This window comes from Actinophytocola sediminis (genome assembly GCF_054779715.1).
Map to the genome: position 1 here is coordinate 151,448 of NZ_BAAGXS010000038.1, position 18,263 is coordinate 169,710.

Consider the following 18,263-nt stretch of genomic DNA (forward strand, 5'->3'; position numbering starts at 1 on the left):
CGGCCGTGCCACGATGCACGCCATGATCGACGATGGATGGTCCGGGCTCGGCTGGCATGGCTGGACGAACCTCGACGAGGTGCGCGGCCGGCTGGCGGCCGGTGCGGACCCCAACGTGGCCGTGCCGTACGTGGGGCCGCCGTTGCAGTCGGCCGCCGAACGCGGCTCCGCGCAGGTCGTCGCCGAGCTGGCGCGCCGGGTCGAGGACGTGGACGCGTTGTGGAGCGGGCGCACCGCGCTGTGGTGCGCGGTGGCCGCGAACCGGGCCGACACCGCCCGCGCGCTGGTGGCCGAGGGCGCGGACCCGGAACGGGACATGATGTCGGGCTGGTCGCCCGCCCGGTTGAGCCTGGCGGGCCCCACCCCGGACCTGTTCGAGTCATCGGCATCGCTCACGCCCGAGGAGACCGAGACGGTGCGCGAGAGCGGGCGACTGATCGGCACGCTCGGCGGGCTCGACTACGACGGGCTCGGCATCGCGTGCGTCATGGACATCGACGTCGCCGAGGCGGTGCGCCGGCTCGACGCCGAGATCGTCGAGGACCCGAACGGCGGCGACGACATCTCGGTCATGGGGATCACGGCGGTGCCCGGCGGGTGTGTCGTGGCCCAGCCGTGGGGATACGGGCCGAGCATGCCCGGCGTGACGCGGGCGCTGTCGGTCGACACCACCTGCTACGGCATGTACGCCAACCCCAAGAGCGGCAACCAGGGCAGCATCACGCGCGGCGGCGAGACCATCGGCTGGGACCTGCACCCCGGCGGTGGGGTGGACGAGGAGCAGGACAACGTGCTGCTGTCCTACCTCTACCAGGGCGAGGCGCTCGCGTTCTGCTTCGCCTTCGCGGGGCTGCGGCCGGTCGACGACCGCGCGGTCTGCGGCCCGCCGGACGTCTGGATTCGCCTGCCCGAGCGCGACTACTGGCACTAGTGGCAGGCGGTTCCCTCCGTGCCGTCGGTGTCGTAGCGGTCGTGGTGGCGGAACTGGCTGACGTGTCGCTGCCTGCCAAGCGGGGTGAGGTCGAGGTAGTGGTAGGTGATCAGCAGCGGTTCCACGCCTCGGCCGTAGCTTGAGTAGGTGTGGAAGACCTGGTCGTCCTCGCGCAGGAAGACGCTGACGCCGTGGCCCTCGTTGCTGGCGAAGTGGTCCTGGCCGAGGGCGCGCAGGGCCGCCTCGTCCAGGTAGTTGTACTCGACCGGTGCGACGGCGGCGTCGTTGGAGACGTGGAAGTCGTAGTTGAAGTCGCTGCCGTGGGCGGAGTACCACGGCACCCGCCACCCCATCCGCTCCCGGAACGGCGTGATCTTCGCCAGCGGCGCGCGGGAGACCAGGACCAGCGTGGTGTCCTGGTCGTGCAGGTGGGTCAGGCTGCCCATGGAGTCGGTCACCGCCGAGCAGCTGACACAACCCTCGTCCCAGGCGGGGTCGAACATGAAGTGGTAGACGATGAGCTGGTGGCGGTCGGCGAACAGGTCGAGCAGTCCGACCTGGCCGGTGGGACCGGTCAGCGCGTAGTCCTTGTCCACCAACACCATCGGCAGCGCCCGCCGCTTGGCGTCGAGTGCGGTCTTCGCGTGGGTGACCTTCTTCTCCTCCGCCAGCAGCGCCAGCCGCGCCACCCGCCACTCGTCCCGGGACACGACCTCAGGCGATTCCATGACAACACTCTTACCGGACGGGACTGTCCGGACCCAGACCTGTCGGCGGCCGATCCGCCCGACGGCCCGATCAGCGCACTATGGAAGATGGTCGAGACCGCGACTTCGACGACACCCGTGAAGGAAGGCGATGGCCGAACCGACCCCGCCAGGACGCCGGCGCCCCGACGCGTCCAGCGCGCTGTCCGCGTCCCTGGCGCTACCGGGATTCGCCTGCAGCCTGATGGTGCTGGCGGTGATCGGCATCGCCGTCCTGCCGGGCATGCCGTGGCTGATTCCGGCGTTGTGGATCCTGTCGGGGGTGGTGCTGCTGATCCCGTCGATCGAACCGCTGTTGTTCCGCCTCATGCTCGACGTGCGCCAGCCACGTCCCGACGAGTTCCACGCGCTCGCCTCCCCGTGGCAGTCGGTGTGCCGGATCGCGGGCGTCGACGCCGGCCGGTACGTGCTGATGGTCCAGGACTCCCGTGAGCTCAACGCCTTCGCCGCCGGCGTGCGCACCGTGTCGGTGACCAGGTCCGCGCTCGCCCTGCCGCCAGGACAGCTGGAGGCGGTGCTGGCGCACGAACTCGGCCACCATCTCTCCGGGCATCCGGTGGTGTCCATGTTCGCCTGGTGGTACGCGCTCCCGGCCAGAGGGGCGGCGTTTCTCGTCGGCCTGGCGATGCGGCTGGTGATGTGGATCGGTCGCACGCTGTCCCCGGCCGGCGGTGGCATCGCCGCGCTGGCGTCGTTGCTGGCGGCACTGATTCTCCTGACTGGCGCGGCCTTTCTCAGCATCTGGCTGATCCTGGTACCGCTGACCGCGCCGCTGATGGCGTTGGCGAGCCGGCACAGCGAGCTTCGCGCGGACCGGACGGCCGCGCGACTCGGGTACGGGCCACAGCTCATCGAGGTGCTCCAGCGATGGATCGGCGTGGACGGCTCCGGTGCCCGCCCCGCCGGTCTCCGACAACGACTGCTCTCGACGCACCCGGCGCACACCGAACGAATCCGGCGCCTCAACGAATTCCTGCGTTAGCCAGCATTCGGCAGTAGCCGATAGTCGGCGGTAGCGGGGCTGTTTGTCGTAACCGCGTGTCCGGCAGATGGCCGTGGCCTGTGCGCGGTATGGGGGTATCAAGGCTGCCAACGGGTTCCCGTATGCGAAGCCTTGTTAGCTGCTCCATTCGGCCGCTCTTGGATGGAAAATTTCATGCGACTCTTTTCCCAAGATCGGGGAAAAGGAGTCACTCGTGCGCACTTCTCGCATGAGGCGATGGTCGTTGCCCGCGTCCGTTGTGGGCGTGGGGCTGGTCGTCGCCGCCACCGTGTTGTCACCGGCGTTGTCGCCGTCGTTATCGCCATCGGCCGACGCCGCCGAACCGCTCACCGTCGCGCAGGCGATCAGTCAGCAGACCGGTGCGGCACAGTCGGTCCGCGGCTATGTCGTCGGTCAGCCGGTCGCCACCAGTACCGTGGTCACGTCGGGCTTCCCGACCGACTACGCGCTCGCGCTCGCGGACTCGCCGAGTGAGGCCGACACCGAGCGGATGATCTACGTGCAGGTCACCTCCGCGTTCCGCGGGGACTACGGCCTGGCGTCCAATCCGGACCTGCTCGGCGACCAGCTCGACGTCACCGGCTCGCTGGCGGCCTACTTCTCCCACGCCGGCGTCACGTCGACGACCGCGTTCGCCCCCGTCGGCGGCACACCGCCAGAGGAGCCGGAAGAGCCGGGCGAGCCGGGTGACGACTACGACAGCACCTACTACAAGTCCGCGATCGGACTGACCGGGCCGGCGCTCAAGAGCGAGCTGCACAACATCATCAGCACCAACGAGAAGCTGTCCTACGACGAGGTCTGGGACGCCCTCCAGCTGACCGACCAGGACCCGGCCAACGCGAACAACGTGATCCTGCTGTACTCCGGGCGGTCACAGGCCAAGAGCGCCCACGGCGGCGACGCCGACGACTGGAACCGCGAGCACGTCTGGGCCAAGTCGCACGGTGACTTCGGCACCTCGATCGGCCCGGGCACCGACGTGCACCACCTGCGGCCAACCGACACCACGGTCAACAGCACGCGCGGCAACAAGGACTTCGACAACGGTGGCGAGCCCGTCGACGAGGCCCCGGAATGCCGCACCGACAGCGACTCGTGGGAGCCCCGCGACGCCGTGAAGGGTGACGTGGCCAGGATGATCCTCTACATGGCGGTGCGCTACGAGGGCGGCGACGGTTTCGCCGACCTCGAGCTGAACGACAACGTCGACAACGGCTCCGCGCCGTACATGGGCAGGCTCTCGGTGCTGCTCGCCTGGAACGCGCAGGATCTGCCGGACGCCTTCGAGGAACGCCGAAACCAGGTGATCTACGACGAGCTCCAGCACAACCGCAACCCGTTCGTCGACCACCCGGAATGGGCCGGGGCGATCTGGAACTGAGCGGCGAAACACCGTCCTGGCCCGCCGGGCGCCGGCGGGCCAGGACGGCCGCGACTCAGTTGTAGGACACGGAGAAATTGTTCGTCACGAAGTCGAGGCCACCGCTGGCCGAGGTGATCTCGTAGCCGAACTGGACGTATCCCACGTTCGCGTTGCCGATCCACCCGTTGGTCCGCAGCCATTGGAGAATGGCCCTGATGTCGATGGTGCCGGCATTCGTGTTGCCCTGGCGCAGGAACGAGAAGACCTGGAACGAGCCGTTGACGCCACGGTAGACGTCCCAGGGATGCCCGCCGGTCGTCGCGCTCGTCTGGTACGAGCCGATCGGGCCGACCGGGCCGGTCTTGTTGACCCACAACATGATCTCGTAGGCGTTGTTGTCGAGCCAGATGTCGTAGGTGCTCGCGTACGCGCCGCTGGACGGCACACTGGTGTTGAACGTGGTCGACAGGCTGCCGAGCGAGCTGAGCTGCCGATTGACGTACCTGGTGGCGTTCGGATAGGACTTCACACCGCCGGTGTTGGGATGGTTGGCCCACACGCCCCAGTTGCTCGCCGAGTTGGCCCAGATCGTCTGCGGCCCGGCGCCACCGCCCCAGATGTTGTTGTAGAGGATGTAGTCCCCGGTCGTCCATGTGCCCCACTGGTCCGACGACTCCCAGACCGCGGCGTTGGCGACCGCGCCGCCGAGCGCGAGCGTGACGCTGGACAAGAATGCCGTTATCACCAGACGTGCTGACCTGACCATGAGCCATCCTCCCAGTCGATGTGCTTGTCGAATAGGAAGTCGAAGCGCTTCGACTTCCTATTCGACAAGCTGATCTCGGAAAATTCGGGTCTACTCCGAGACTAGCCTGGGAGAACTGAATTCGGAATTGTTCGCCGCTTTACCTCAGCAGGCGATGATCAGTCCGGTCAGCGCGGCGCAGGTCCGGCTGGCCCGGTCGTCGGCCGGGTCGGGGTCGGCCGGCAGGCTGGCGACCCGCTCGACCGAGGTGGTGAACGCGCCGAGCGCGAGCAGCCCGGTGCTGGTGGAGAACCGCAGGGTCCGCGACTGACCGACCGCGAGCGCGGCGACATCGCAGTTGACGTTCCTGGTGGTGCCCACGCGCGCGCAGTCGCCGGACCCGGCCCACCCGAGCCCGGGGGCGTAGGTGGCGACGAGCCGGATGCCGGTTGCCGCGCTCGGCCCGGTGTTGGTCACGGTGACCGCGTAGTTCACCTGCGGCGCGAGCAGGCCCTGCGGCTGCGCGCTCAGCCCGACCCGCAGGTCGGCGGTCTCCGTGGTGACCGTCAGCGCCGGCGCCGGCAGGGTCTCGAACGCGTAGTTGCCCCCGACGAACTGGTGGTCCCACTCGTACTCGCCACTGGTGATGTCCTCCCGAACCCGCAGGGTGAACACCACGGTCCGACCCTCGCCCGGGGCGAGATCGCCGACGAAACCCCGGTAGGTCGAGCCGAAGTCGAAACAGTCGACCAGCGCGCCGGTGCAGGAGACGAGGTCGGCGATGCCGACCAGTCCGCCGATCGAGGCGTGCGCACTGGTGACCGTGAAGTCGGCCGGGTTGTAGATCTCCTGGGTGACGGTGAACATCGCGCCCCCCGCGAGGGTCGTGTCACTCACCTGCACCGCACTGGAATCAGGCGGCGCCGCCTGCGCGATCGACGGCACCCCAACACAAACGAGCGCGGCGACAACTGTCGCGACCGAACTCCGCCACCACTTCACCACAGGCTCCCAACGTCGACACTTGTCCGCTTGTGTCGCCGCGACCCGCCGGCGCATTACCGCGCCGCGAGAAATCGGGTTACCCCGAACAGGTGATGTGCCGGCCGAGTGTCTCCCGTGTGGACGATCTCATAGTGTGGAAAGGATTGCCACACTATGGATATGGTTTGTAACTTCTCGCGATGTGAACGTGGTTCTCGGTACGCAGCCGCCCGGGCACCGCCAACCCGCCCTGCCCGTCTCCCTGTCCGGCGTCGGCCGCACGTTCGCCACCCCGGACGGCGCCCGTGAGGTGTTGCGCGCCGTGGACCTGCACGTTCACCCGGGCGAGGTGATCGCGCTCGTCGGCCCGTCCGGATGCGGCAAGTCCACGCTGCTGCGCCAGATCAGCGCCCTGGACACCCCGACCACCGGCACGGTCGTCGTCGACGGTGTCCCGGTCGGGCCCGGCGACACCCGCACCGCCGTCGCCTTCCAGGAACCGCGCCTGCTGCCGTGGCGCACCCTCGCCGCGAACGTCGCCTTCGGCCTGCCGCGCGGCACCCCGAGGCGGCTCGGTGCCGACCGGGTCGCCGAACTGCTTGACCTGGTCGGTCTGGCCGAGTCGGCCGGCCTGCGTCCGCGCCAGGTGTCCGGCGGCATGGCCCAACGGACCTCGCTCGCCCGCGCACTGGCCAGGGCGCCCGGGGTGTTGCTGCTCGACGAGCCGTTCGGCGCGCTCGACGCCCTGACCCGCCTACGAATGCAGGACTTGCTGCTGAACGTGCACGCCGCCCGCCCGACGACGGTCCTGCTGGTCACCCACGACGTGGAGGAGGCCATCTACCTCGCCGACCGGGTCGTGCTGCTGGCCAACCTGCCGGAAGCCGGACCGGACGCGACCAGTGTCGCCCGCGTGGTCGACGTCCCCGGCGACCGGCCGCGTGACCGCGCCGACCACGAGCTGACCGACCTGAGAGCCGAACTGTTGACCGGCCTCGGCGTGCCGGCCCGCCACGCGCCACCCCACCCGGCGAGCGACCTCGGCTGACCGCAGCGGAAGGAAACCCATGCGTACCACCATCTTCGCCGCCACCATCGTGCTGGCGCTCACCCTGTCCGGCTGTGTCGCCGGCGAGGACGCGGCCGGGGACGACGCGGGCACCGGCGACTGGAGCACGGACACGCTGAACATCGACTTCGCCACCTACAACCCGTTGAGCCTGGTGATCAGGGACCAGGGCTGGCTGGAGAGCGAGCTCGACGGGGTCACGGTGACCTGGACCCAGTCCGCCGGCTCCAACAAGGCGAACGAGGGCCTGCGCTCCGCCGCGCTGGACGTCGGCTCGACCGCGGGCTCGGCCGCCCTGCTCGCCAGGGCCAACGGGTCGCCGATCAAGGTCATCGACATCTACAGCCAGCCGGAGTGGTCGGCGATCGTGGTGCCGAAGGGCTCGGACATCGACGAGGTCACCGACCTGAAAGGAAAGTCGGTCGCCGCGACCAAGGGCACCGACCCGTACTTCTTCCTGCTGCAGACCCTGGCCGAGGCCGGCGTGCCACTGAACGCCGTCGAGGTGCAGAACCTGCAACACGCCGACGGGCGTACCGCACTGGACAACGGCGCGGTCGACGCGTGGTCGGGCCTCGACCCGATCATGGCCGCCGCCCAGGCGGAGTCCGGCGCGGAGCTCATCTACCGCAACATCGACTTCAACACCTACGGCTTCCTGAACGCCCGCGAGGACTTTCTCACCGAGCACCCGGATGTCGCCCAGGCCGTGGTGGACGCCTACGAGCGCGCCCGGGAGTGGGCGTTGGGCCACCCCGAGGAACTGGTCGCCCTGCTCGCCGACGTCGGCGGCATCGCCCCCGAGGTGGCCGCCACCGTCCTCGACGAACGCACCGTGCTCGACCTGGACCCGGTTCCCGGTGCGGCGCAACGAAAGGTGCTCGAGATCGTCGGCCCGATCTTCGTGGAGTCCGGCGACGTCGCCTCGCAGTCCGATGTGGACCGTGCGCTCGACGAGCTGATCGAGCCCGCCTACGCCAGCAGGGCCACCGATGGCTGAGCGGCAGGCGACCAGCAGGGCGCGTGCGGTTTGGCTCGGGTCGCTGGTGCCCGCCGCACTGCTGGCGGCCTGGTACCTGGCCACCTCGGCCGGCGCGATTCCGGCCTACCAGCTGCCGGCGCCGGACGCGGTGTGGCGGGCGGCGGCCGATCTGGTCACCCGTGGCGAGTTGGGCCACCACGTGGCCATCTCCACCCAGCGCGTGTTGGTCGGCTTCGTCATCGGCGCGGCGGTCGGGCTCGCGGTCGGCGCGGCCGTCGGCCTGTCCCGGGTCAGCGAACTGCTGCTGGCGCCGACGCTCGGCGCGATCCGCGCGGTGCCCTCGCTCGCCTGGGTGCCGCTGCTCATCCTGTGGCTGAAGATCGGCGAGGACTCGAAGATCACGCTGATCGCCATCGGCGCGTTCTTTCCGGTGTACACCACGGTGTCGGCCGCGCTGCGGCACGTCGACCCGCAGTTGGTCGAGGCGGGCAGGGCCTTCGGCCGCGGCGGGATGCGCCTGTTGGGCACGGTGCAGCTGCCGGTCGCCCTGCCCTCGGTGGTCGCCGGCCTGCGGCTGGCCATGGCCCAGGCGTGGCTGTTCCTGGTCGCCGCCGAGCTGATCGCCTCGTCGATGGGACTGGGGTTCCTGCTCAACGACTCTCAGCAGAACGGCCGGGTGGACCGGATCCTGCTGGCCATCGTCCTGTTGGCACTGCTCGGCAAGCTCACCGACGCGCTGATCGGCGTGGTCGAGCGGCGCCTGCTCACCGGGTGGGCCTGACGGCCGCGATGTCGGCTCTGCACACGCGGTCGTCACAGTTGTCGGCGAGGATCGCCACCTGGTCGGCCACCGGGAGCCGTTGCCACTGCGGCGAAACCGGTCCAACATGGCCGGGGCGGGCTGGCTCGTCGGTGGTCACCACCAGTTGCTCGGCGAGCCGGCCGCTGACCGAGGCACTGCCCTCCAGTGAGCCGGCCCACTGCCGCACCCCGTAGAACGACGAGCTGGGGCCGGGGTTGATCCACTGTGACACCAACAGCTGCGCGCTGCCGAGTGTCGAGTATGGATGGACGACCGGCGCGTAGAGAAACTCCGCCTGGGTGAACGTCACCTGCGTGCGCGGGGTCGACCACAGCCCGGTCGGGTAGGGCGCGGTCTGGGTGACCGCACCGCGTCCGCCGTTGAGGAACGACAACACCACCCGGCCGTCGACGACCTCCGCCGCGAGCTCGCCGATCGCCTCGAACGGGCTGGGGGCGCCGATGATCGGCGTCGACGGTCCGCCGGGGCGCCAGTCCCAGCGGCCGGCGCCGTCCGCGCCCCAGAACGTGTACTGGCTGCGTTCCCACATCCGGTCCCACGGCACCCGCATGAGGTGGATGCCGCCACCGTTCCACCGGCCCTCGTTGGTGCCGTAGATGTAGACCCATGGCTCGTTCGGCCACATGATCATGGCGTTGTTCTGGAAGTGTGACCAGAGGCCCTCGTTCCAGAAGTCCATGTTCTCCTGGTTGGTCTCCAGGTTCCACGTGCGTTGCCAGTGCTCGGCATGGGTCTCGGTCGAGGTCCACAGGCGGGAGTACCAGGTGCGCCAACTGCCGCCGGGGCTCGGGATCCCACCCTGGTCCGGGATCGCCCAGTCCCGTACGCCGAAGGTGCTCATCAGGTAGCGGCCGTCCGGCAGGTGGATCAGGTCGTTGGGGATCTCGGTGACCACCTGGCCCGGCTGGTGGCGCGCGACGGTGTGGTCGACGTGGACGTAGGGGATCATCTCCTTCGCGCGTCCGCCGCCGATGCAGTTGTCCCACCGGATGCCGTTCTGGATGTCCGTATTGGACTGTCGCAGGCCGACGGGGGAGCGCCAGCCGGTGCTGTTCTGCGGCACCGGCTGGTCGAAGGTGTCCCCGAAGATCGTGATGCAGTAGCCGTGGTTGGTACGCGCGGTGAAGCCGAGATCGGTGCCCAGAAAGCCGAACCGGGCGGTCTCCTCACCGGTGAGGTCCTTGACATAGCCGGCACGCGGGGAGCGGGGCGTCGCGGCGGCACTGCCGCCGAACAGGCCGCCCGCGCCGAGCGCCAACCCGGCGGCGCCTTTGAGGAAGGTCGAGCGGCGCACCCCGCCCGCGGCCCGTGTCGTCGGCTCAGTACCGCTGTCGTCGTCGCGCCGCATGCCACTCCCTCGCGTGGTGACCACTGTGTCACCACGACACTACCCCGGGTCAGGGGCGCCACCAACGCATCAGGCAGGCGCCGATCGACATGCCGCCGCCGAAACCGGCCAGCATGACCAGCTCGCCGTCGGCGATGGCGGCCGAGCGGTTCGCCTCGTCGAGGGAGACCGGGATGGCCGCGCCGCCGGTGTTGCCGTAGCGGTCGACCGTGCGGTGTACCTGTGCGGTCGACAGGCCACAGCGGTCGACCAGCTCGTCGATGAGCACTCCGTTCGCCTGATGTGGCAGGAAGTGCGCGACGTCCCTGGTGGTCATCCCACCGCGCCGCAACAGCGTGGCGAGCGTCGGGGGCACCTGCTCGTTGACGAACTCGCGCACGGCGCGGCCGTCCATCCGGAAGTAGTGCTGGCCCGCGGCGACGGTCTCGTGGGACGCGGGGGTACGACTGCCGCCCGCCTCGACCCGGATCAACGCGTGCGCGTCGCCCCGGCCGGCCAGTTCGAACATCGTCAGCCCGTAGGGTCGTGGTACGGCACCGACGACCGCCGCGCCCGCGCCGTCGCCGAACAGCACGGCGGTGCGCCGGTCGGCGAAGTCCAGGATCCGCGAGTACACGTCGGCGCCGATCACCAGCACGCGCAGCGTCGGGTCCTGGTTGACCAGCGCGTCGGCGAGGGCGAGCGCGTAGACGAACCCGCTGCACACCACGTTCACGTCGAAGCAGACCGCGTTGTCGGCGCCGAGTGCGCTTTGGACGATGTGCGCCGTCGGTGGCTGGGGGAAGTCGGGGGTCGACGTGGCCACGATGAGGTAGCCGATGTCCACCGCGGACAGTCCGGCGTGCTCGATGGCCGCCGCCCCCGCACGGGCCGCGAGGTCCGAGGTTGCCTCGTGCGGTGCGGCGAAGTGGCGCCGGCGGATCGCGGTCTTGCGTTCGATCCACTCGGCGGTGACCCCGGCCCGCTCGGCCAGCTCGGCGTTCTCGACCACGTCCTTTGGCACATACGATCCGGTGCCGATGATTCCCGCGGCGTGCATGGCGGCAAGCTCCTAGGTTCGGTGTGCCGGCACGTCCGCCACCAGCTCGGACCGGACGAGATCCAGGATCCGGGCGGCGTGGGTGTCGAGGAAGAAGTGGCCGCCGGGAAACACGTGCAGCTCGAACGTCGACGTGGTGTGTGCCTGCCAGGCGGCCGCGTCGGCGACGCTGACCTTGCGGTCCTCGTCACCGGTGAGCGCGTGCAGCGGGCAGCTGATGTCCGGGCCGGGCGCGTACCGGTAGGTCTCGGCCGCCCGGTAGTCGGACCTGATGGCCGGCAGGATCATCCGCACGAGCTCGTCGTCGCCGAGCAGACCGGCCTGGGTGCCGGCCAGGTCGTCGAGTTCGGCGATCAGTTGCCGGTCGGTGAAGGTGTGGGCGCTGTCGGTCTTCGTGCGGGACGGCGCGCTGCGGCCGGAGGCGAACAGCGCGGTGATCCCGCCACCCTCGCGCTCCAGCCTGCGGGCGACCTCGAAGCCGAGCGTCGCCCCCATACTGTGACCGAAGAACGCGGTCGGCCGGTCCAGCCACGGCCGCAGCTGTTCGGTGACCTGGTCGGCCAGCTCGTCGATCGAGTCGATCAGCGGCTCGGTGCGCCGGTCCTGCCGGCCGGGGTACTGGATGGCGAGGACCTCGATGTCCGGGGCCAGCGAGCGCGAGACCGGGAAGAAATAGGTGGCGGAACCACCGGCATGCGGAAAGCACACCAGTCGTGGTGTTGGTTCGCCGGTCGGATGGAAACGTCTGACCCACTCAGAATCGCCTGTGGCCATGCCTAACAATCCAATGCCGGGTGGGGATGGACAACCCCTAGATCGGCCGCGGGAATCATGCGCGAGCCAGGGGTCGGGGAATTGTCAGCCGAGACCGCGCGGTGTGGCCGCCGCCAGATCGCGCAGTTCCGTCGCCGGTGCGAGGGACGGGTCCCCGCCCGACTCGTCGTGGATGGCCTGCTGGAGGGCGAGTACGCGGTCGACGCCGATCCGGTCGAGCAGCTGGAACGGGCCGGTCGGCAGGCCGTAGCCGTCGGTCAGCAGTCGATCGGTGTCGGTGTGGTTCAACCGGTGCGCGTGCGCCGACCGGACGACGTCGTTGAGGAACGGGAACAACAGCGCGTTGACCAGGAAGCCCGCGCGGTCACTGACGACGACCGGGTACTTCCCCAGCGTGGCGACGAGTTGCTCGGCGGTCGCGACGATCTCCTTGCGGGTGTAGAAGGTGTGCACCACCTCGACCAGCGGGACCGAGGCGACCGGGTGCAGGAAGCGCAGGCCGACGACGTCCCACGGCCGGCTGGTCGCGGTCGCGCACGCCAGCACCGACGGCCGGGTCGTTGTGGTGGCAAGGACAGTGCCGGGGCGGGTCGCCCGGTCGATCCGCGCGAACACCGCCTGTTTGACCGCGAGGTCGTCGGTCACCGACTCGATCACCAGATCGCACTCACCGAGCGCGGCGAACTCGGTACTGAGATGTAACCGGGCCAGGACACTGTCCAGCTCGTCGGCCGATACGTTCGGGTGGCCGGCCAGCGACTCCTCCACAGAGGACCGAACCTGTTTGGCCGCGACGTCCGTGCGGGCCACCACGACCGTGCCGTGACCGAAGCGGGTGAGCAACTCGGCGATCCCGGTGGCCATCCGGCCGGAACCGACCACGCCGACCCGGCAGACGGGGCGGGCCCGGCCGGCTGCCGGGTCGGGTGACGGGTCGGGTGACGGCGGCCGCTCGTCCGGTCCGTAGCGGTAGAAACCGCGCCCGCTGCGCCGGCCGAGCAACCCGACATCCACCATTCGGCCTAGCAGCGGTGCCGGCGCCATGGCGGGATCGCCGGTGCGCTCGGCGATCGCGGTCAGTCCATCGTGGACGTTGTCCAGGCCGATGAGGTCGGTGTGCGCCAGCGGGCCGATCAGGAAGCCGCAGCCGAGCCGCATGGCGGCGTCGATGTCGTCACGGGAGGCGTAGCCCTTGGTGAACGTCGTCACCGCGCGATTGAGATGGCGCAGGAGCACGGAGTTACCGAACAGTCCAGGGTGGTCGGTCACCGCGACGGGATGCCGGCCGAGGCTGCGCACGAACTCGTGCACCGCGTCGAGCACCGTGCGATCGGTCATGGGTGTCGGGGCGACCTCCACCAGGATGCTGGCCGGTGCCCGGCCGGTGTCGCACAGATGGACGCCGACGGTGTGGGCCAACCGGCCGATCCTGGCCGCGAGCGGATGGACCGCAAGACCTATCGAAGTAGTAACGAAAACGGTGTCGTTCTGGTTCAGTTGGGTCGCCCTGGCCAACACCTCGGCCTTGAGCGCGCCCCGTTCCGGCACCGCCTCGATGACCAGATCGGCCGGGCGGGCGGTGCCCGGTTCGGTGGTGCACTCGACCCTGGCGAGCAACTCGTCCTGATAGGACGATGGGGCCAGCTCGCGCGCCGCGGCCTCGCCGGCACGGCGTCGGAGTCGGGTGCGGGCGGCGGCCAGCGACTCCTCGTTCGCCTCGATTCCTACTACCCGGTAACCATGTTCGGCCAGCAGTAATGCGATGGCTGAGCCGACGGCGCCCAGTCCGATGACCCAGACTGTGTCGAAGGGTCGAGTCATCCGAGTCCTTCCATGGCGGACAGCTGCCGCGTCATCCTGTTGGCCGGCTCTGGTTGGCACGACTGTGCTCGGGCCGTCGCGTTCTGACAACCCCTGGCTGGCCGGCGCCGAACCCCGACGGGGCCCGGGTACGCGATCGGTGCGGGGACAGGCATTCCGGGTGGCGTGGAATTCACTGTGGACGAGAACTCAGTGCCAGCGCGGCCGTTCTGGTCGCGGACGGTCGACCGTGGCGGTAGCCTTGACCGAGTCAAGTGGGACAGATTAGGATCACTTGTCACACCCTGCGTTGAACAGCTCTGGCATGAGTGGTTTCGCGGTGTCGGCACGCGTGGGAGGCGAGTGTACCCAGCGGTGCCGGCCGGTAGTTGGGTGCGACCGTGCGGTGAGCAGGGAGTTGGGCATGGCCGGTAGTGACGCTCTCGGTATCTCTGATGTGCTGGAGCGTCGGTACCGGTTCCTGTTGACCCGGCCGCGCTGGACGCCGGCCGAGTTGGCGGCACACTGGCGTATCGGGACCGCGGCGGCGGAAGCGGCGGCGGGTGAGCTGATCGCGTGCGGGCTCGCGTCGGCGTCGGTGCGGCCGGGCGCGGTGCGTGCGGTGTCGCCCGGCATCGCCCTGGTCGCGTTGGCGACCAGGCGGTGGAGTGCCGACGAGGTGCCCGCCGCGGTCATCGACTACATCGGCGAGGTGGTGGCGGAGTACGAGCAGTCAGCCCCGCGACTGGTCGACGGTGGCGTGCTCGCGGATGCCGACGACGTGGTCGGCACGGTCGAACGCGTTGTCTGCCAGGCAAAGGACGAGGTGATCGCGGTCACCCACGGCGGCGATCAGTCGTCGTGGTTTCCCGATCACATCGCGCGCGCGGTGCTCGGTGGCGGTGTCGCCCTCGGCGCTGTTCAGTGCGGGAAGCCGGTCTGCGTCTCATATTCTGGTCGCGGTGGGTGCGCGTTCGGTCGGGTCATTGTGGACGGTGCGGTCGTCGTGCTGGCGGAGCGTGATGGTTCCGGTCGGATTCTGTGGTCACCCGGGGCGGTCGCCGAACACCTCGATCTCGTCGAACGACTGTGGCGTCCCAAGGAGAATCAGCCGGAAAGTCAACTCACGACCGTTCGCCACCGCAAGGTGTTGCGGCTGTTGGCCCAGGGGCTGTCCGACGAGGCCGTTGCCCGGCGGCTGGGCGTGAGCGTGCGTACGGTGCGCGGCGACATCGCCGCGGCGATGACCGCGCTCGCCGCCAAGAGCCGGTTCCAGGTGGCCGTGTTGGCCACCCAGCGCGGACTGTTGCGCGGCCGGGATGTCGACCCGGTTGCAGGTTGCTGCAACTTGCTTGCTTTACGAAGGCAGTCTTTGCCTTAATGTGCCCGCGAGAGCGAAGTCAGGGGTGACGACTCTCCTGGGGCAACCGTTCGTAATTACCACAGGGCGCACAGTGTGATTAGCGCGGCGATTCACGCGCTATTCACCGGGCGCTCGGTCGGCGGCCATTCCAGGCGAATCGACCGCTGGTAGAACGTTTCATGTTTCGGTGGTGTTGCCGGATAAACAAGGGGTTGCTGTTTCTGTATAGGGGTACATGGCCGTGGGCAGGCGGGATAGCGTGTGCCGCATCGTGATCCAGGGGTGAGAGCAGGTAGTCGGTAGTGGCATTTTCGCATTCGGGTGCTTCGTATCTCCCGAACGGACTAATGGTTGCACCAATTTCCATACGAGAGCGCGCGGTTGAAAGTCGTTGGCAAACGGGATTACCACGAGCAGTAGTGTGACGGGTGGCGCTTTCTGATGCTGATCGAACGTGACGAGGAGATCGCGTTACTCAGCCGCCTTGTCGCGGCGGATGCGCCGGCCGGCGGCAGGGTGGTGCGGATAGAGGGATGTGTCGGCGTCGGGAAGACGGTGCTGCTGCGCGAGGTGATCGCGCGCGCCGGTGTCCAGCGTCTGGTGGCCAGTGGGTCCAAGGTGGACCGAACGACGCCGCTGTATGTGCTGTGTCAACTGTTGGCCTCCGCGCGGGTCGAGTCCGACCTCACCGACACCGCGCTTGCCGGGAGTCGGCCGGCGGTGGTCGGCTCGGAGTACACAACGGACGGTCCGGCCGTGGCCGCGTTGGCCGACGACCTTGTCGGCCGGCTCAGCCGGCTGGCCGAGGCGGAGCCGATGCTGCTGGCCGTCGACGACGCGGACCTGGCCGATGTCGCCTCGCTGAACTGCCTGCTGCGGCTGGCCAACGTCGCCGAACTCCGGTTGACGATCGTGCTCACCCTGTCCACGCCCACCTCGGTGACCCACCCGTTGCTCCAGTTGGAGCCCCTGGTGTCCAGGTCATGGCACCGGCTGTCGCTGCGCGGGCTTTCCCCGCACGGGGTGGCGCGGCTGCTCCAGCCGGACGCGGTCGCCTGGTCGGCCACCGACTACGTCGATGCCACCGGCGGCAACCCCCGCCTCGTGCGCGCGCTGATCGAGGACCGGGACGCGGCGGCGACCGATGCCGGCGAGCCCGGGTGTGGGCCGGGTTTCCGCCAGGCGGTCGCGACCTGCCTACGCCGGGTCGACGAGGACACCGCCGACGTGGCCGAGGCAGCCGCCGTACTGGCCACTTCGGACTCACTGGGCACGGCCGACCCGACGCTGCTCGCCCGCATGCTGGACACCGACGTCGCCGTCGTGCAGGCCGCACTGGCCACACTGGACACCATCGGCATCACCGATCGCGGCGGCCGGAGCTTCCGGCACCCGGCAGGGGCCACCGCGGTGATCGCCAGGATGAGCCGGCGGCGTCGCGTCGACCTGCACCACCGCGCGGCCCGACAGCTGCGGGTCAGGGACTCCGCGGTGTCGCCGGTGCGGGTCGCGGCACATCTGGCCGCCGCGGGCGCGACCACCTGCCCCTCGACGGTCGACGTGTTCGTCCGGGCGGGCAGGGCGTTGACCTCGGCGCGGGATTTCGCGGCGGCCACCAGGTATCTGGAGCTCGGGCTGGCGGCGGAGCCAGACGAGCGGGCGCAGGCGGCGATCAGGATGACGCTCGCGCGCACCGAGCTGCGGTTCGACCCCGCCTCGGCGAAACGGCACATCGGTCAGCTGCTCGACGCGTTCAAGAACGACCAGCTGGACGACCGCGACAGCGCGACCCTGCTGTCCCACCTGATCTGGCACGGGATGACGGCCGAGGCCGCCAACGTCATCGACTGGGCGGGGTGCGGCAACGTGTCGCACGCGATGCACGAGTTCGGCTCGTACTGCCGGCTGCTCATGACCACCACCCCGGACGTGGTCCGCACGTTCGAACAGCCGTCGCTCGACGCGCTGCTCAACGCGCCACCGGCGGGCGCGGAAGCCGGTCTGCGCACCCAGGTAGCCGGGCTGCGCCGGCAGGTGCTCGCCGACGGGGGGAACGGCAACACCACCACCGGCGCGCTACGCGTGCTCGCCAACCTGCGCCTCGGTGACGACACCGTGGAGACCGCCCGCGCGGCGCTGGAGGTCCTGGTGTTCAGCGGCAACGCCGGCGTCGCCGCCCCGGCGTGCTCGCAGCTGCTCGACGAGGTGGTCGACCGGGACGTGCGGTTGTGGGCGTCGATGTTCGGCTCCGTGCGCGCGGAGATCGCGCTGCGCCACGGTCATCTGCACGCCGCCATGAACTACGCGCGCGACGCGCTGGAGGCGGTTCCGGAACACGGCTGGGGAGCGACGGCGGGCGCCGCGCTGGCGGCGATGATCGCCGCGGCGACCGCACTGGACGATCTGGGCACCGCCGCCAGGTATGTGCAGTCGCCGACCCCGACGGCGTTGTTCGAGAGTAGTTACGGCGCGCAGTATCTGTTCGCCAGAGGGCAGTACTACCTCGCGGCCGGGCAGCTGGAGGCGGCGATGATCGACTTCCGGTTCTGCGGCAGGTTGTTGCGCGGCTGGGGAATGGACGCGCCGGCGTTCGTGCCGTGGCGGTCGGGCGTCGCGGCGGTGCACCTGGTGAACGACGACCTGGCCGAGGCCGAGGAGCTGATCACCGAACAGCTCGAACTGCTCGGCTCCGGTGCCGCGAGCTGTCCGAGGACTCGGGGAATCTCGTTGGTGCAGCTGAGTTCCGTGCGTTCCGGCGCGGACAGGGTGGCCATTCAGCGGGACGCGGTGAAGCTGCTGCGCGGTTCCGGGGACGTCTACCTGTTGAGCCGGGCGATGATCGAGCTCAGCAACGCGCACACCGAACTCGGCGACCGGGACAAGGCCCGGGTGCTCAAGCACAGCGCGACGAAGCTGTCGCGCACGGTGCGGCTGGACCCGCGAACATCCATGCAGGTGACGAAGAACCCCGGCCGGGCCACTGACGGCGTCGACCGTCGGCCGGCCGGAAAGTCGCGCACCGGGCTGAGCGAGTCCGAACAGCGGGTGGCGGTGCTGGCCGCCACCGGCCACGCGAACCGCGAGATCGCCGGGCTGCTGTACATCACCGTCAGCACCGTCGAACAGCATTTGACGAGTGTTTACCGAAAGCTCGACGTAAAGCGTCGTGCGGATCTTCCGATCGAGCTGCTGCTCGACTGACAGTGGTTTGTAAGGGTCCGTAGGGGTTGTTTGGTTAAATGGCGTCATCCTAGTCTCGTACCATTCCA

15 protein-coding genes are annotated in these 18,263 nt (G+C 69.4%); 8 read left to right on the plus strand and 7 right to left on the minus strand.

From position 1 onward, the window contains the following. The first annotated feature begins 22 nt into the window (after positions 1-22). A complete protein-coding gene (locus ACYVIP_RS24120) occupies positions 23-931 on the plus strand; it encodes an ankyrin repeat domain-containing protein (protein ID WP_460400090.1) in 909 nt (302 codons plus the stop codon). Here ACYVIP_RS24120 and ACYVIP_RS24125 read toward each other — a convergent pair. Further along, the gene (locus ACYVIP_RS24125) at positions 928-1,659 is read right to left on the minus strand and encodes a DUF899 domain-containing protein (RefSeq protein WP_460400092.1); all 732 of its coding nucleotides are present in this window, start codon (positions 1,657-1,659) and stop codon (positions 928-930) included. The two genes, ACYVIP_RS24120 and ACYVIP_RS24125, sit on opposite strands and share 4 nt — an antisense overlap. Before the next feature lie 130 nt (positions 1,660-1,789). Between ACYVIP_RS24125 and ACYVIP_RS24130 the strand changes: the two genes are divergently transcribed. Together ACYVIP_RS24130 and ACYVIP_RS24135 are read left to right on the plus strand one after the other, a co-directional pair. After that, the gene (locus tag ACYVIP_RS24130) at positions 1,790-2,680 is read left to right on the plus strand and encodes a M48 family metalloprotease (protein ID WP_460400094.1); all 891 of its coding nucleotides are present in this window, start codon (positions 1,790-1,792) and stop codon (positions 2,678-2,680) included. Positions 2,681-2,909: 229 nt separating this feature from the next. After that, entirely contained in the window at positions 2,910-4,085 is a 1,176-nt protein-coding gene (locus ACYVIP_RS24135) for an endonuclease (protein WP_460400096.1), read from the plus strand. A gap of 55 nt (positions 4,086-4,140) precedes the next feature. Here ACYVIP_RS24135 and ACYVIP_RS24140 read toward each other — a convergent pair whose 3' ends face one another. Both ACYVIP_RS24140 and ACYVIP_RS24145 read right to left on the minus strand, forming a co-directional pair. Continuing rightward, on the minus strand, positions 4,141-4,833 hold the full coding sequence (locus tag ACYVIP_RS24140) for a GH12 family glycosyl hydrolase domain-containing protein (RefSeq protein WP_460400098.1): 693 nt from the start codon (positions 4,831-4,833) through the stop codon (positions 4,141-4,143). A gap of 144 nt (positions 4,834-4,977) precedes the next feature. Further along, entirely contained in the window at positions 4,978-5,709 is a 732-nt protein-coding gene (locus ACYVIP_RS24145) for a hypothetical protein (RefSeq protein ID WP_460400100.1), read from the minus strand. A 289-nt stretch (positions 5,710-5,998) separates the two neighbouring features. Here ACYVIP_RS24145 and ACYVIP_RS24150 point away from each other — a divergent pair, with 289 nt between their 5' ends. From ACYVIP_RS24150 to ACYVIP_RS24160, 3 genes are read left to right on the plus strand one after another with little or no spacing between them, the layout of a single operon-like run. Then, complete coding sequence (locus ACYVIP_RS24150; protein ID WP_460400102.1) at positions 5,999-6,844, plus strand: ABC transporter ATP-binding protein; 846 nt, start codon at positions 5,999-6,001, stop codon at positions 6,842-6,844. A 19-nt stretch (positions 6,845-6,863) separates the two neighbouring features. Next, complete coding sequence (locus ACYVIP_RS24155) at positions 6,864-7,865, plus strand: aliphatic sulfonate ABC transporter substrate-binding protein (protein ID WP_460400104.1); 1,002 nt, start codon at positions 6,864-6,866, stop codon at positions 7,863-7,865. After that, positions 7,858-8,628, plus strand: a complete 771-nt coding sequence (locus ACYVIP_RS24160; protein ID WP_460400106.1) for an ABC transporter permease — start codon at positions 7,858-7,860, stop codon at positions 8,626-8,628. Before ACYVIP_RS24155 ends, ACYVIP_RS24160 begins: the two co-directional genes overlap by 8 nt. Here ACYVIP_RS24160 and ACYVIP_RS24165 read toward each other — a convergent pair. From ACYVIP_RS24165 to ACYVIP_RS24180, 4 genes are all read right to left on the minus strand, one after another. Next, the gene (locus tag ACYVIP_RS24165) at positions 8,612-10,018 is read right to left on the minus strand and encodes a DUF4185 domain-containing protein (protein ID WP_460400108.1); all 1,407 of its coding nucleotides are present in this window, start codon (positions 10,016-10,018) and stop codon (positions 8,612-8,614) included. The two genes, ACYVIP_RS24160 and ACYVIP_RS24165, sit on opposite strands and share 17 nt — an antisense overlap. Positions 10,019-10,067: 49 nt before the next feature. After that, the gene (locus ACYVIP_RS24170) at positions 10,068-11,057 is read right to left on the minus strand and encodes a 3-oxoacyl-ACP synthase III family protein (RefSeq protein WP_460400110.1); all 990 of its coding nucleotides are present in this window, start codon (positions 11,055-11,057) and stop codon (positions 10,068-10,070) included. Between the two features lie 12 nt (positions 11,058-11,069). Continuing rightward, entirely contained in the window at positions 11,070-11,765 is a 696-nt protein-coding gene (locus ACYVIP_RS24175; protein WP_460400112.1) for a thioesterase II family protein, read from the minus strand. 150 nt (positions 11,766-11,915) lie between these two features. Beyond that, entirely contained in the window at positions 11,916-13,652 is a 1,737-nt protein-coding gene (locus ACYVIP_RS24180) for a 3-hydroxyacyl-CoA dehydrogenase family protein (protein WP_460400114.1), read from the minus strand. Positions 13,653-14,055: 403 nt separating this feature from the next. Here ACYVIP_RS24180 and ACYVIP_RS24185 point away from each other — a divergent pair, with 403 nt between their 5' ends. Both ACYVIP_RS24185 and ACYVIP_RS24190 read left to right on the plus strand, forming a co-directional pair. After that, on the plus strand, positions 14,056-15,012 hold the full coding sequence (locus ACYVIP_RS24185) for a LuxR C-terminal-related transcriptional regulator (protein ID WP_460400116.1): 957 nt from the start codon (positions 14,056-14,058) through the stop codon (positions 15,010-15,012). A 423-nt stretch (positions 15,013-15,435) separates the two neighbouring features. Continuing rightward, positions 15,436-18,195 (plus strand): helix-turn-helix transcriptional regulator, encoded by a 2,760-nt coding sequence (locus ACYVIP_RS24190; RefSeq protein ID WP_460400118.1) that lies wholly within the window; start codon positions 15,436-15,438, stop codon positions 18,193-18,195. Positions 18,196-18,263 lie beyond the last annotated feature (68 nt).

Excerpts from the sequence above, each read along its gene's own strand:
- ACYVIP_RS24120 (WP_460400090.1), top strand. The coding sequence starts at position 23 with ATGATCGACGATGGATGGTCCGGGCTCGGCTGGCATGGCTGGACGAAC.
- ACYVIP_RS24125 (WP_460400092.1), bottom strand. The coding sequence starts at position 1,659 with ATGGAATCGCCTGAGGTCGTGTCCCGGGACGAGTGGCGGGTGGCGCGG.
- ACYVIP_RS24130 (WP_460400094.1), top strand. The coding sequence starts at position 1,790 with ATGGCCGAACCGACCCCGCCAGGACGCCGGCGCCCCGACGCGTCCAGC.
- ACYVIP_RS24135 (WP_460400096.1), top strand. The coding sequence starts at position 2,910 with ATGAGGCGATGGTCGTTGCCCGCGTCCGTTGTGGGCGTGGGGCTGGTC.
- ACYVIP_RS24140 (WP_460400098.1), bottom strand. The coding sequence starts at position 4,833 with ATGGTCAGGTCAGCACGTCTGGTGATAACGGCATTCTTGTCCAGCGTC.
- ACYVIP_RS24155 (WP_460400104.1), top strand. The coding sequence starts at position 6,864 with ATGCGTACCACCATCTTCGCCGCCACCATCGTGCTGGCGCTCACCCTG.
- ACYVIP_RS24160 (WP_460400106.1), top strand. The coding sequence starts at position 7,858 with ATGGCTGAGCGGCAGGCGACCAGCAGGGCGCGTGCGGTTTGGCTCGGG.
- ACYVIP_RS24165 (WP_460400108.1), bottom strand. The coding sequence starts at position 10,018 with ATGCGGCGCGACGACGACAGCGGTACTGAGCCGACGACACGGGCCGCG.
- ACYVIP_RS24170 (WP_460400110.1), bottom strand. The coding sequence starts at position 11,057 with ATGCACGCCGCGGGAATCATCGGCACCGGATCGTATGTGCCAAAGGAC.
- ACYVIP_RS24180 (WP_460400114.1), bottom strand. The coding sequence starts at position 13,652 with ATGACTCGACCCTTCGACACAGTCTGGGTCATCGGACTGGGCGCCGTC.
- ACYVIP_RS24185 (WP_460400116.1), top strand. The coding sequence starts at position 14,056 with ATGGCCGGTAGTGACGCTCTCGGTATCTCTGATGTGCTGGAGCGTCGG.
- ACYVIP_RS24190 (WP_460400118.1), top strand. The coding sequence starts at position 15,436 with ATGCTGATCGAACGTGACGAGGAGATCGCGTTACTCAGCCGCCTTGTC.